Below are 12710 nucleotides of genomic sequence, written 5' to 3'. Positions count from 1 at the left end.
CGGTTTCAGTCGGGTACCTTCGCAACCTGACCTGAAAAGTACGACGGCGGGGCGGCCGGCACATCAGCCGATCACCCCGCCGCGATTGTTGAGCCAGCCGTGGCTGGCTCTACGGTCCGGGTCGCGTCTGCGGCTCTCCCGTGGCGTGCGGCCTCCTCCTGACCATGATTCTCGCGACAACAGCACCTATCAGGCCAGCGAGCGTCACCAGGTGCACCTCGTCGTAGGAAAGACCGTCGATATTAGGCTGCAACTCCTCCGCGGTGGCCCACCCAAACCAGACTTCACTGACCAGGATCCCCGCGGCGAAGTAGAGGGCTGCCGAGACGAGCCATAACCACTTCATGACGCGGTGTCCGACGATCAGGTGGGCGATCAGGCCGAACGCCACCGACATGACGGCCAGCAGTCCCACGCCGGCAAGCCCCAAATCCCAACGCACCACGGCGACCTCCTTGCACCCGGGACGCACATTATTTGAGGCTGAGCACCTCGTCGATGGGACGGCCGTTGACGAGCACCCGGGCGCTTGTGGCCCCGGCTGCGGTCATGGCCGTGTACTTGAGCTGGGCCTTGACGCGCGGAACGTCGCACACGCCGCCCAGCATGAACTGCCCTTCGAGGTGGATGGTGATAGTGCTCCCGTCCAGCTGGCCTCCCGTGTAGGTGAGATTCGACTGGTACAGGGCATTCACCAGGCCGGACAGCCCCACATCGCGGTTCTTGTTCGCGAGCAGGGCCCCGATGCTGGGGCCCACCTGGTCCGTAAAACGGACCGGGGCCGTGGTGGTCGCCACCAGGCTGTCGCCGCAGCCGATCAGCGGCCCGGAAATCCCGCCGTCGTCAATGGCGATGTAGTAAATGGTCAGCGGGGCGACCTGCTCCGGAAGCCCCGGAGACGCCGGTTCCGCCGTTGTCGTTGGACTGACGGGCATTGACGAGGGCGGCACGGACGTTGTGGGCCCCATGGTCACACCCGGGGTGGCCGGCGGCGCCGGACTCGCCGTGGATGTGGGGGCAGCGGAGCTGCCGGTTGGCGTCGGGACAGTGCCCGGGGCGGCGGAAGTGTTGGGGGGCGCCGGCGCCGGCGGGCCGAAACAGCCGGAGAGCGCGAACACCGCGCTTAACATTAGAGCGCCGAATACAGAGTGCTTGATCCGGCCCATGATGCCCCCTCTTGATCCTGGCCGCAGGTGGTGGCCCCGCCTTCAAGATACGTCCGGGCAGCCCGCCGTAAAAGGGCCTTAAGTCCGGCCCGGAGCCGGTAGGTGGCGGCAGCTGCTGCTTTTACCTTGGAGGGGCACACAGGTGCCCCTCCCCGGACAAGGCGGTAAGGCGGGGTGTGGCCCACCCCCGAACGGATTCCCCGCGTTCCATGGGCCACACTCCGCCGGCTATAGGGGCCGTTCCGTGCCGTTGACCTGTTTGTACAACGGGTTCCGTGCCCGCTGGCGCAGTTCCTGGTCGATCTGTTCCAGAAGCTTCTCAGTGGCCTCCAGCCTGGCTATCCAAGGACCTCTGAAGGGTCTCCCGCAGCTTCATGAGGTCGTCGGTAGGTGTGAATGGCCATCTGCCGAGCGTCAGCCTCGGCTGGCTCCCAATCCCCGAAATCGCGCGTCCGCTCATTGCTGGTACCTCAGCGGGGAAAGGATCGTTTCGGGGTGCAGGCGGGCGCGTCGCTGGAAAGCTCGGCGGTGGTGGTGGGGGTCATGGACGGCTCCTTTGACGGAAGAATGGCCGTTGCCTGACCCTCTCCCATACTAAGCATGGCCAAATTCGGAAGGGAAGACCCTTCTGACACATCGCGGGTACGCGAACCCCCTCGTTGGGGACCCCGCACGTTGGGCAGCCCGCACGGTGGTCGGCCGTAGCCGGTGAGCCGCCGCCCGCCGTCGTTGTGCGGTGTTGTTATGTGGCGGTATTCCCTGATGATGTGGGTGACGCAGGCTTGGCGAGCTGGGCTGCGATGTCGTCGGCCCAGGCGTCGATGGCGGCCCAGTCCCGGAAGTCTCCGAAGCGGCCGCCGGCGAGCCGGAACAGGAAGCGCAGCGCTGGCGACATCTGGTCCGCGTTGTAGACACCGGAGAACATCCTGTGGCCGCGAAGAGATACGTCCTGGGGCAGTGCTCCTGCCAGGCGCGCTTGCTGCAGTTCCGCGCCCCGTTTGCGGAACGGCTTCGGCAGTGCATCAGCCATCCCCACGTTGAAGGCCCAGACGGGCCGTTTGGCCAGCTCAGGGGCATGGCGGGCGAAGAACTGACCGGCCACGGGCAGCCACGACTGGTTGTGCACGGCGCTGCCCACCACAACAGCGTCGTAAGCGGAGACCGACTCGACCTCCTCCACGGAACGGCACTCGACGCCGTCCAACCCAGCTGCCAAACGGTCCGCTATGTGGTGGGCGATGTCCCGGGTTGATCCCAGCGCACTGGCATAGGCAACTAAAACAGTCATGGCTGAACCTCCGAATCGTGCCGCCTCCAGTCTGATGGAGACGGCTGCGGCCGGGATGTGCCGTTGGTCCCGAGACTGGGGCCGTATCCTAGGCGGGCTACTCCTCGTTCGCGGCCGCTTCAACCCAGTCGATGGCGTCGTCCGGGAAGTAGTGCCCCGGGGTTTCGCCCTGGCCGGACCACCACGGATCGTCGGTGGCCGGTCCGCCCGCGCCGGCAATTTCTGCTGCGACTGCCGCCGGCACCTCATCCCCGTTGTTGTTGATCAGCCACGTCCGCGTCGCTGGTTGCAGTTTCGTCCACCACTGGTCGATGCTCATGGCCGAAGTGTCCCACGCTGGCAGGAGTACGTCACGCACCCTTGACTGACCGCAGCAGTGCCCCTGGAAAACTCCGCTACTCCGCGATATCTTCCGCCCACAGCTCCGGGTTGTCTGCCTGGAAGGTGCGCATCATGTCCACGCAGCGCTGGTCATCCAGCACCACCACCTCAACTCAACGTGACCGGAGGAGCTCCAGCTCGCCGTCGAACGTGCGTGCCTCCCCCACCACCACACGGGGGATCTTGAACTGGATGATGGTTCCGGCGCACATGGCGCACGGTGCCAGGGTGGTGTACAGCGTGGTGTCCCGGTAGCTCCGCTGCCGGCCTGCGGCGCGGAGCGCTGACATTTCCCCATGCGCGATCGGATCGGCGCTTTGGACCCGTTCGTTGTGCCCGCTGGCAATCACCACGCCGTCCCGGGCGAGGGCAGCTCCGATGGGGATGCCGCCCTCGGCCAGGCCCTTTTGGGCGGCCTGGTAGGCGGCTTCGAAGGCGGGAAGGTCGGTGCTGTCCGGTTCCGGCGCGGCGGAGGAATGCTGCTCGTGGGTCATGGCGCCATTGTTGCACCCCTGGCCGCCACGCGGTGCGATCCTGCCGGCGGCCTCGGTCCCTGCGTCCGGCTGCCTGCAGGCCTACTTCGGCACGGTGATTCCCAGCCGGGCCATGCGCCGGTAGATCGTGGCGCGGCTGATCCCCAGTTCCGCCGCGGCAGCGGCAACCGTTATCCCGGGCCGGGAGAGGCACCTGGCAATCTCGTCCCGCTCAACAGCCTCGATCCGCGTCAGCCGGGGACCGGAGCGGCCCAGCAGCGCAGCCGGCAGGTGCCGGACATCGATGGTTTCCGTGCGCAGGGCCGCGTCCTGGACCATCCCGAAGAGTTCGTCGATGTTGCCCGGCCACCCATACGCGGTCAGCGCACGTTCGGCGGCAGGCGTGAAATCCACCTCCCGCATTCGGGCCTGGCGTGCGGCGTATCGGGCCAGGGGCATCACGTCGGGTCCGCGGTCCCGCAGGGCCGGGACCGGCACCACTGTCTCCACCAGCGCAGCCAGGGGCGCCGCGATAGCGGTGAGCTCCTCCGCGGTCACGGCCCAGGTGACGGCGGACGGATGGTCTGCGGATCCCGGGACACGTGAGCTGACCGCACGGGCGCTGAGCTCCTGTGCGGCCCAGGCCGGGAGGAGGTCGATGTTTTCCACGATCACCGCGGTGTGGGGCTTGGACAGCTCCGGCGTCCACAGCGACAGCCAGGCTTCAACATCCCGGGGTGCCGGGACCGCAGCGCAGAGGATGCGGCTACCGGGGTGGGCCTGGCGGATGGCCTGGCCCAGGAGGGTGGAGCGGCCGGTCCCCGGTTCTCCGACGGCGGCCGCCACCTTGCCGGAAACCAGCGCCGCTGCCGCGCTGTCCAAGGCCTCGGTCCACGGCCGGGACATGGCCCGCAGCGTGCCGGACCCGGGTTCCAGCCGTCCCCGCTGCACCCGGAACACCCCGCCCCTCGGGCCGGGTTTCGGCTGCCGGTCCCCGGATTTGGCCAGCATCAAAGCGGACATGGTGCTCGCGGCGGACTGGGCCAGTGCGAGCAGCAGCTCCGGGGAGGACTTGGACCAGGTGGTGATGTTGACGCTGCCCTCAAGGTGGCCGCTGAGAGGATCAAGGACCGGGACGGCAGCGCAGGTGTAGGTGCGCAGGCTAGCGCTGTAGTGTTCCTCGGCGCGGACCAGGCTCGGTGTGCGGTCGGCCAGGGCCAGGCCCAAGCCGGTGGTTCCCGCCTCCCGCTCCGAGAATGCGAAGCCCGGGGCCAGGTGCACCTTGTCCAGCGCCCGCAGCAGCGACGTGTCTCCGCTGAACCGGTTGAGCACCAACCCGTCGGCGTCCGTAAGCATCAGGCTCAGCGGCTCGTTGGCCAGGGTCTGGTGCAGGCCGGTCAGCACCTCCTGCCCGCACTGGTAGAACAGTGAGCCGGCGTCCACCGACCCGGCCCAGACCGGATCTACCTCCTCAGCTGAAACGCCGTATTCCTCGCTCCGCTGCCACGACGCGAGAAGGCGCCGCGAGGCAACCGCAAGTTTAGCGCCCGGGACGCCGCGGTCTGGCCGCGGCACTGGCACGTTCCCATTCGGCACCATTGCCGTCCTCCTTGTCCTGCGTCATTCGAGAGTACGTGGCCGTGATCGGGACGGGGAACCCTGCCTGTCTCAAAATGAGACACCGGTCACATGTTGACGGGCACGGAACCGCCCTAGCCTCGTTGGTGTCGCGACTATGGCAGTCGCGGGGAGGAGAAGGACATGTACAGCAAGGACGGCGAGAACTACTTCATCGTTGACGCCCACATCGCCCTGTGGGACGCCCGGCCGGAGAACCAGCGCAACGTTCACGGCAAGCAGTTCATCGATTGCTTCTACGACTACCACCGCAACCTCTCCCCCGATGAGGAGCTGTGGACCTACGAGGAATACCTGTACCAGGGCGGCGAGCGCCTGATGAAGGACCTGTTCGAGGACGGCTACGTGGATCACGCCATCTTCCAGCCGGCGTACCTGGGCGAGTTCTACAAGAACGGTTTCGGCCAGACGCAGGAGGCGTACGGCCTGGCCGCCGCGCACCCGGACAAGCTCACCTATAACCACTGCTTTGACCCGCGCGACGGCGAACGCGGCCTGGACCGGCTCCGTGCGGACCACGAGAAGATGACGTTCACGGGGGTCAAGCTCTACACCGCGGAATGGCACGGGGATTCCCGCGGCTACAAGCTCTCCGATCCGTGGGCCTACCGCTACTTCGAGGAGTGCCGGAAGCTCGGCATCAAGAACATCCACGTCCACAAAGGCCCCACCATCCGGCCGCTGGACCGGGACTCGTTCGACGTGTCCGACGTCGACCACGTCGCCTCGGACTTTACTGACCTGAACTTCATCGTGGAGCACGTCGGCCTGCCGCGGCTGGAGGATTTCTGCTGGATCGCCACCCAGGAACCCAACGTCTATGGCGGCCTCGCCGTCGCCATGCCGTTCATGCACACCCGGCCCCGCTACTTCGCCCAGATCCTCGGAGAACTCATCTACTGGATCGGCGAGGACCGCATCTTCTTCTCCAGCGACTACGCGCTGTGGACCCCGCGCTGGCTGGTGGAGCGCTTCGTGGACTTCCAGATCCCGGAGGACATGACCGAGTACGCTCCGATCACCACCGACCAGAAGAAGAAGATCCTGGGGCTGAACGCCGCGAAGATGTACAACATCCCGGTTCCAGCCGAGCTTCAGCTGCCGGACGCCGGGGAAACGGCCACGGGTCCGCGCCAGCCGGAGCGGGCGGACCTGGCGGGCGCGGCATGACGGCGGCACTGACTGAGCGCACCGTCCGGGGCGTGGCGGCGCTGGACCGTGCGGCGCAGGACGTCCGGCAGGCGCTTGGCAGCGTGCTGGATCCCGAACTCGATGAGCCGATCACCGATCTGGGCTTCGTGCGGTCCATTGACGTGGCCGGCGCTGCGGACGGCGCCGTGGTGGCCGTGCACCTGCGGCTGCCCACCTCGTTCTGCTCCCCGAACTTCGCCTACCTCATGGCGTCGGACAGCAAGGACGTGGTCTCGGCACTCCCCTGGGTGGGAAGGGTGGTGGTGGAACTCGATGACCACCACGACTCCGCCTTGATCAATGCCGGCCTCGCGGCGGACGCCGGCTACCGGGGCACCTTCGGGCACGAGGCCGAGGACAGCCTGGACGAGCTGCGGCTGATGTTCCGCCGGAAGGCGCACACCGCTGCCATGGAGCGCTGCCTGAGCGAACAGCTGCGCGCCGATCCCGCGCTCACAGAAATGAACGTGGGGACGGTGCGGCTGGGTGACCTCCCGCCAGGCCGGACCAAGGACGCATTAGTACGACGGCGGACTGCGCTTGGCCTGCCCGCGGAACCTGCCGCCGTCGTACTTGTTGACCATGACGGCCGCCCCTACCCCGCCGAGCAGGTGCCGCTGGCGCTGCGGCGGGCGCGTTCCACGCGCATTTCCATCGACGGCAACGCCCACTTCTGCCGGGGACTGCTCCGCACCCGCTACGCCGGCTCGGGCGCCGACCAGACGGACCGGCCCGAAGGGGCCGAGCCTGCCGACCATCACCAGCTGCTTCCGTTCACAGTCAAGGAGACCAACCCATGAACACCATGCGAGCCGTCCAGGTGGTCGGCTACCACGAAGGCCTGAAGATGACCGAGGCGCCCATCCCGGAAGTGGCCGGGGCGTGGGACGTTGTGGTCAAAATCGGAGGGGCCGGCGTATGCCGGACGGACCTGCACATCCTGGAGGGCCAGTGGGCCGAGAAGTCCCAGGTGGAGCTGCCGTACACGATCGGCCATGAGAACGCGGGCTGGGTGCACGCCGTGGGCAGCGCCGTGACCAACGTCAAGGAAGGCGACAAGGTGATCCTGCACCCGCTGATCACCTGCGGCCTGTGCCGCGCGTGCCGTTCCGGCGACGATGTGCACTGTGAGAACAGCAGGTTCCCCGGCATTGACACCCACGGCGGGTACGCCGAGTATCTCCTCACCTCAGCCCGCTCGGTGGTGAAGATCGATGATTCGCTGGAGCCTGCGGACGTGGCGGCCCTTGCCGACGCCGGGCTGACCGCCTATCACGCCACCGCCAAGGCAGCGAAGAGGCTGAAGCCGCGGGACACCTGCGTGGTGATCGGTGCAGGAGGCCTGGGGCACATCGGCATCCAGGTGCTGAAGGCCCTCACGCCCAGCCGGATCATCGTTGTGGACCGCAACCCCGCAGCGCTGGAGCTGGCCAAGTCCATCGGCGCGGACGAGGGCGTGGTGGCGGACGGCAGCCAGGTGGAGCGGGTGCTGGCCCTGACTGGCGGCCATGGCGCGGAGGTGCTGATCGACTTTGTGGGCGAGGGCGGGGCCACGTCCGAAGGCATTGCCATGCTGCGCCGCGCCGGCGACTACTTCGTGGTGGGCTACGGCGAGAACATCAGCGTGCCCACCATCGACATCATCTCCTCGGAAATCAACATCATCGGCAACCTCGTGGGGTCCTACAACGACCTGCAGGACCTGATGGCGCTGGCCGCACGGGGGGCTGTCACGCTGCACACCCAAAAGTACAAGCTGGACGACTTCCAGCAGGCCATCAGCGACCTGGATGCCGGCAAGGTCCGTGGCCGAGCCATCCTGGTCCCCTGATCCTCCCATCCATCGAAGGAGAACCAATGATTTTCATTACCGCGAAATTCCCGGTCAAGCCGGAGCACGCCGACGCGTGGCCGGAGATCTCACGGGAGTTCACTGACAAAACCAGCGCCGAGGAGGGCTGCCTGTTCTTCGAATGGGCGCGTTCCCTGGCCGACCCCAACACCTACGTCCTGATCGAGGCGTTCCGCGACGACGAGGCCGGCGGTGAACACGTGAAGTCGGATCATTTCAAGAAGGCCACGGCCGAGCTGCCGACGTACCTGGCCCGGACTCCGGACATCGTGAACGTCAAGGTGGACGGCTGGTCCGAACTCGGGGAGCTGGCCGTCAAGTAAGCCCTGGGCCACGCCAGACTTCCTCGCGTACCGGCGTGTCCTAACGGTGGTCCAGATGTCAACGGTGCTGCCATCCGGACCACCGTCGTTTTCAGGACGCCTTCCGTCCCGACGGCGGCCGGAGTGCTACCGCCAGTGCTGCAGGGGAATCGCCTCCTGTGCGTTGATGCTCACCAGCATGGTCCGGTTGCGTGCCCCGGTCTTGCGGAGGATGGAGCCCACGTGCTTTTCAACCGTCTTCACGGAAATCTCCAGCTCCCGGGCAATTTGCTTGTCCGCCATGCCGCGGATGACCATGTGGTGGACTTCGCGTTCGCGCGTCGTGAATTGAACGGACCCGGCGTCGGCAGCGGAGCCGCTGATGAGGTGGTCGAAGATTTCGCCTTCCATCGAGGCTTCGCCCTGGCCTGCGGCCACGATAATGCGGGCCATGGTCTCTCCATTCGCGCGCCGGTTGATGAAGCCGCGCACCCCTGCTTGCCGGGCGGAGCGCACCTGCTCCACCGTGGGGTTGTCCGTGAGCACAACAACCGCGACACCAGGGTCGAACTCGCGGATCCGGGCAAGAAGCCCGGTGGTGTTCTGGTGGACCATGTCCAGATCCATCAAAATCACGTCCGGGCGCAGCAATTCGTAGGCGTCGCAGAGCTGCTCGGCCGAGGTCACCTCAGCGCTGACCTGGATAGCGGGCTCGGCGATGCCCAGCAACCGGACCAGGCCGGCGCTAATGATCGGATAGTCATTGGCAATCAGGATCTTCCACTGCGGTTGCCCGGACGCCTCCGGCGCAGGTGCACGGTCCGGAAGGGTAGCCCGCATCTTGGTCCCCCATCCCGAAGTGGATTCGATGTGCAGGTCGCCGCCTAGGTGCACGGCCCGGGACGTCATGCCGTGCAACCCCAGGCATCCGGACGGAAGCGTGGTGTGGTCACCGTGGGCTGCGGCGAGGTCGAAGCCTTGACCGTTGTCCTCCACGACGATGGCGAGCGCGCCGCGCTCGTAGATCAGTCCGGCGCGTACCGTCGTGGCGCGCGCGTGGACCACCACGTTGTTCAGTGCCTCCTGGACAATCTTGAATGCCTGGTGCGCAATCTCGGGCGCCAGCGGGCGGGGCTCGCCGATCACTTTCAGCTGGGTTCCGGCGCCGGTCATCGACTCCACCCATACCAATTCCCCGGCAATGGCGTCATCAAGGGTCCGGCCGGCGAGCGCGGCCGGGCCCATGCCCAGGACCGTGCGGCGGGTCTCGGCCAGGGCATCGTGGGCAATGGTCCGGGCTTTGCTGAGGTGCGGGGTGATGGCATGTTCCGCCCCGTCGAGCCTGCTGGCTCTCTCAGCCTCGTCCAGGCTGAGCAGCAGGGCAGCAAGGGCCCGGCCAACGGTCTCGTGCACGTCGCGGACCGCACGTTCGCGTTCGGCGGCCACGGCAGCCTCGAGTTCACGGGCCGAGGCTTTGGAGTGCAGTTCCGAGTTGGCCAAAGCAATTGCGGCATGGTTGGCCAGGAGTTCGGCCAGCCGGGCTTCCTCCGGAGTGAACACCCGGCCCGGCTCCGGGCTGAAAACAAGGAAAGCGCCCACGATCTGCTCGCCCCATTGGATCGGGACACCGATCACGGCGCAGTCCCACCGCGGATCCGTCGGTGGGATATGCCCGCGTTCAACGCTGCTGTATGCGTCGAGGATGACGGTGGACCGGCTGCTGACTACCTGGCCGGTGAAGCCCTCCTTCAGGGAAAAGGTCTGGCCCTCCTGGCATCCGACGCCGATGTCCACTTTTTTGGTGTAGGTGCCGCTGGCCTCGTTGACCAAAGCGATCGACCCCGATGCGCACCCCAGCAGGGAGGTAGCGTGGCCCAGGATCCGGGCCAGCAACGGCTGCAGCTCAAACCGGCCGGCGAGGTCCCGGGCGAGGGCGACGACCGTGTCCAGCTTGCCCTGCGTGTCTTCGGCGTCGTGCAGGCTGCGGATCACGGTGTCAGGTTCCGTCTCGGTGTCTGTCATTCTCGTCCTCCTTGACGAACCGTGCGCCGCAGGTCCTCCGGCGGTGCACTGGTGATCTCTCCCACCATAATGGCACCTCCCACGCCGGTCTGCGTGCGGGATAACCCGCATCCCGACGGCGGGGAAGTCCTCATACCGCCGCTCCCGGATAGGTGGTTTCGTGGAAGACACGAAACATCACAACAGGGACGGCTCTCACGGCGGAGGTAATACTGATGGCCCGCATCGGAATCCTGACCAGCGGCGGCGACTGCCCGGGGCTTAACACGGTTATCCGCTCGTGCGTGCTGCGCGGGATCCGCGTCCACGGCGACGAGTTTGTTGGCTTCACGGACGGCTGGCGCGGCCTCGTCGAGGGCAGCACCATCAACCTGGACTGGATGAGTGTGCGCGGCATCGCGAACCTGGGCGGCACCATCCTTGGCACGTCGCGCTTCAGCCCGCTCGGTGAGGGTGGCGGCGTCGAGCGGATCCAAGCGAATTTGCGCTCCGTGGGCGTGGACGCGCTGATTGTGATCGGCGGCGAGGGCACCATGGCTGCGGCGAAGATCCTGAGCGACGCGGGGATCCCCATCGTCGGCGTGCCCAAGACGGTGGACAACGACCTCTCCGCCACAGACTTCTCCTTCGGCTTCCACACGGCGGTGGAAATCGCCACAGAGGCAATCGACCGGCTCAAGACCACCGGGCAGTCCCATCACCGCTGCATGATCGCGGAGGTCATGGGCCGGCATGCCGGCTGGATCGCACTCTACGCCGGTATGGCCACCAGCGCGCACGCGATCCTCATCCCCGAACAGACGGCCACCCTGAACGAAATCTGCGACTGGGTGGAAGGCCCGTTCCGGCGCGGCCGCACCCCCCTGGTGGTCGTTGCCGAGGGGTTCGTGTCCGCCGACATGATGGAACCGCACGCTGACCGGGGCCTGGACGGCTTTAATCGGCCCAGGCTCGGCGGGATCGGCGAGCGGCTCGCCCCGGTGATCGAAGACCGCACCGGCATTGAGACCCGTTCGACGACGCTGGGCCACATCCAGCGGGGCGGCGCCCCTAGCGCCACGGACCGGGTCCTTGCCACCCGACTGGGCCTCGCCGCCGTCGACGCGATCCACGAGAGGGCGTGGGGCAGGATGGTCGCCACGCGGGCGGACAAGATCGTCCGGGTGAGCCTGGCCGAAGCCATCGGCAAGCTCAAGACGGTGCCGCAGGACCGCTACGACGAGGCGACGTACCTGTTCGGCTAAGCGACCCAGTGCGGCGGCGTTGCGACGAGCGAAGACAAGAGCTAGCCAGGACACAAGACGGAGCCGGCCACCCGAAAGGGTGGCCGGCTCCGTCTTCGTACTTCACTCCCTGGCTATCCCCACGATTGGGAGGGTCCTTTAGAACACCCGGATCGGGATCTCGGCCGGGTCCCTGAGCAGCGACTCGATCTCGTCGTCGAGCTTGACCAGGGTGATGGACGCTCCGGCCATGTCCAGGGAGGTGCAGTACTCGCCGACGTAGCTGCGGCCGACGCTGATGCCCTGCTCGGCGAGGCGCTTGTGGGCCTGGCCGTAGAGCAGGTACAGCTCGCTGATGGGGGTTCCGCCCAGGCCGTTGATCATGAGAGCCACGCGGTCCCCGTCGCCGAACGGCAGGTCCTGGACGATCGGAGTGAGCATTTCCTCGACGATCTCGTTGGCGCTCATCATGGCCGCCCGGCGCCGGCCCGGTTCACCGTGGATGCCGACGCCGATCTCGATTTCGTCCTCACCGAGTTCGAACAGCGGGCTGCCCTTGGCCGGCGGGGTGCAGGCGGTCAGTGCGACGCCCATGCTGCGGGTGACCGAGTTGACCTTCTCTCCGATCCGGATCACCTCGTCCAGGTCCGCGCCGCGTTCGGCGGCGGCGGCGACAGCCTTGATGACGAAGAAGTTCCCGGCCACGCCGCGGCGGCCGATCGTGTAGGTGGAGTCCTCCACGGAGACGTCGTCGTTGATGAAGAGGGTCCTGACCTGGATGCCCTCGGCGGAGGACATTTCCTGGGCCATGTCGAAGACCATCTTGTCGCCGGTGTAGTTGTTCACCAGCAGCAGCACGCCTTTGGGCGAGGCCATCATTTTGGTGGTCTCGTAGACGTAGTCGAACGGCGGTGCGGCGAACACGTCGCCCGGGCAGGCGGCGTCAAGCATACCCTTGCCCACGATCATGACGTGCGCGGGTTCATGGCCGGAGCCGGAGCCCTGCACGATCGAGACCTTGTTCTGGTCCGGGCCGTCAGCGCGCATGATCAGGTTGTATTCGGGGACGTACTTGAGGGTCTCGGGGTTGGCCAGGGCCAGCCCTTCGAGCATCTCGGGAACGAACTGTTTGGGGTCGTTGACGAACTTTTTCATGTGATCTCCACGTCGTTGT

General features: G+C 66.7%; 12 protein-coding genes and 1 pseudogene. 5 read left to right on the top strand and 8 right to left on the bottom strand.

The window, feature by feature from the left end:
• Positions 1-109 precede the first annotated feature (109 nt).
• The 6 genes and pseudogenes from AC4BCK_RS05595 to AC4BCK_RS05570 all read right to left on the bottom strand — a co-directional run bounded on the left by AC4BCK_RS05595 (position 110) and on the right by AC4BCK_RS05570 (position 4907).
• Complete coding sequence (locus AC4BCK_RS05595) at positions 110-445, bottom strand: hypothetical protein (RefSeq protein WP_490566716.1); 336 nt, start codon at positions 443-445, stop codon at positions 110-112.
• Between the two features lie 28 nt (positions 446-473).
• On the bottom strand, positions 474-935 hold the full coding sequence (locus AC4BCK_RS05590; RefSeq protein ID WP_490566715.1) for a hypothetical protein: 462 nt from the start codon (positions 933-935) through the stop codon (positions 474-476).
• 973 nt (positions 936-1908) lie between these two features.
• Positions 1909-2454, bottom strand: coding sequence for a flavodoxin domain-containing protein (locus AC4BCK_RS05585; RefSeq protein ID WP_490566714.1), 546 nt, complete (start codon positions 2452-2454; stop codon positions 1909-1911).
• 97 nt (positions 2455-2551) lie between these two features.
• Complete coding sequence (locus tag AC4BCK_RS05580; RefSeq protein WP_174181635.1) at positions 2552-2773, bottom strand: hypothetical protein; 222 nt, start codon at positions 2771-2773, stop codon at positions 2552-2554.
• Positions 2774-2849: 76 nt separating this feature from the next.
• Positions 2850-3329, bottom strand: a pseudogene (locus tag AC4BCK_RS05575) (nucleoside deaminase).
• A gap of 81 nt (positions 3330-3410) precedes the next feature.
• Positions 3411-4907 carry an AAA-type ATPase lid domain-containing protein gene (locus tag AC4BCK_RS05570; protein WP_490566713.1) on the bottom strand — a complete coding sequence of 499 codons (1497 nt, stop codon included), beginning with the start codon at positions 4905-4907 and terminating at the stop codon, positions 3411-3413.
• Positions 4908-5069: 162 nt separating this feature from the next.
• On the opposite strand from AC4BCK_RS05570, the gene AC4BCK_RS05565 reads away from it, so the two are divergent.
• From AC4BCK_RS05565 to AC4BCK_RS05550, 4 genes are read left to right on the top strand one after another with little or no spacing between them, the layout of a single operon-like run.
• Positions 5070-6116, top strand: coding sequence for an amidohydrolase family protein (locus AC4BCK_RS05565; RefSeq protein WP_310114736.1), 1047 nt, complete (start codon positions 5070-5072; stop codon positions 6114-6116).
• Positions 6113-6937 (top strand): iron-sulfur cluster assembly protein, encoded by an 825-nt coding sequence (locus AC4BCK_RS05560; protein ID WP_400594475.1) that lies wholly within the window; start codon positions 6113-6115, stop codon positions 6935-6937. Before AC4BCK_RS05565 ends, AC4BCK_RS05560 begins: the two co-directional genes overlap by 4 nt.
• Positions 6934-7968 carry an NAD(P)-dependent alcohol dehydrogenase gene (locus AC4BCK_RS05555; protein WP_490566712.1) on the top strand — a complete coding sequence of 345 codons (1035 nt, stop codon included), beginning with the start codon at positions 6934-6936 and terminating at the stop codon, positions 7966-7968. The genes AC4BCK_RS05560 and AC4BCK_RS05555 overlap by 4 nt, the downstream gene beginning before the upstream one ends.
• Before the next feature lie 26 nt (positions 7969-7994).
• The gene (locus tag AC4BCK_RS05550) at positions 7995-8312 is read left to right on the top strand and encodes a putative quinol monooxygenase (protein WP_310114732.1); all 318 of its coding nucleotides are present in this window, start codon (positions 7995-7997) and stop codon (positions 8310-8312) included.
• Between the two features lie 126 nt (positions 8313-8438).
• Here the strand turns inward: AC4BCK_RS05550 and AC4BCK_RS05545 are convergent, their stop codons facing one another.
• Positions 8439-10313 carry a GAF domain-containing protein gene (locus tag AC4BCK_RS05545; protein WP_490566711.1) on the bottom strand — a complete coding sequence of 625 codons (1875 nt, stop codon included), beginning with the start codon at positions 10311-10313 and terminating at the stop codon, positions 8439-8441.
• Between the two features lie 215 nt (positions 10314-10528).
• On the opposite strand from AC4BCK_RS05545, the gene AC4BCK_RS05540 reads away from it, so the two are divergent.
• Positions 10529-11557 (top strand): ATP-dependent 6-phosphofructokinase, encoded by a 1029-nt coding sequence (locus tag AC4BCK_RS05540; RefSeq protein ID WP_490566710.1) that lies wholly within the window; start codon positions 10529-10531, stop codon positions 11555-11557.
• A 138-nt stretch (positions 11558-11695) separates the two neighbouring features.
• On the opposite strand, the gene dhaK is transcribed toward AC4BCK_RS05540, so the two are convergent.
• Positions 11696-12691 (bottom strand): dihydroxyacetone kinase subunit DhaK, encoded by a 996-nt coding sequence (gene dhaK / locus AC4BCK_RS05535; protein ID WP_236821512.1) that lies wholly within the window; start codon positions 12689-12691, stop codon positions 11696-11698.
• Between the last annotated feature and the right edge of the window lie 19 nt (positions 12692-12710).

The sequence above is a fragment of the Pseudarthrobacter sp. As-47 genome (assembly GCF_058215595.1).
The sequence above is the reverse complement of the archived record's forward strand: the minus strand, read 5'-3'. Positions and strand labels throughout refer to the sequence as shown.

Coding starts and splice junctions, on each gene's coding strand:
- AC4BCK_RS05590 (WP_490566715.1), bottom strand. CDS start 935: ATGCCCGTCAGTCCAACGACAACGGCGGAACCGGCGTCTCCGGGGCTT.
- AC4BCK_RS05585 (WP_490566714.1), bottom strand. CDS start 2,454: ATGACTGTTTTAGTTGCCTATGCCAGTGCGCTGGGATCAACCCGGGAC.
- AC4BCK_RS05580 (WP_174181635.1), bottom strand. CDS start 2,773: ATGAGCATCGACCAGTGGTGGACGAAACTGCAACCAGCGACGCGGACG.
- AC4BCK_RS05570 (WP_490566713.1), bottom strand. CDS start 4,907: ATGGTGCCGAATGGGAACGTGCCAGTGCCGCGGCCAGACCGCGGCGTC.
- AC4BCK_RS05565 (WP_310114736.1), top strand. CDS start 5,070: ATGTACAGCAAGGACGGCGAGAACTACTTCATCGTTGACGCCCACATC.
- AC4BCK_RS05560 (WP_400594475.1), top strand. CDS start 6,113: ATGACGGCGGCACTGACTGAGCGCACCGTCCGGGGCGTGGCGGCGCTG.
- AC4BCK_RS05555 (WP_490566712.1), top strand. CDS start 6,934: ATGAACACCATGCGAGCCGTCCAGGTGGTCGGCTACCACGAAGGCCTG.
- AC4BCK_RS05550 (WP_310114732.1), top strand. CDS start 7,995: ATGATTTTCATTACCGCGAAATTCCCGGTCAAGCCGGAGCACGCCGAC.
- AC4BCK_RS05545 (WP_490566711.1), bottom strand. CDS start 10,313: ATGACAGACACCGAGACGGAACCTGACACCGTGATCCGCAGCCTGCAC.
- AC4BCK_RS05540 (WP_490566710.1), top strand. CDS start 10,529: ATGGCCCGCATCGGAATCCTGACCAGCGGCGGCGACTGCCCGGGGCTT.
- dhaK (WP_236821512.1), bottom strand. CDS start 12,691: ATGAAAAAGTTCGTCAACGACCCCAAACAGTTCGTTCCCGAGATGCTC.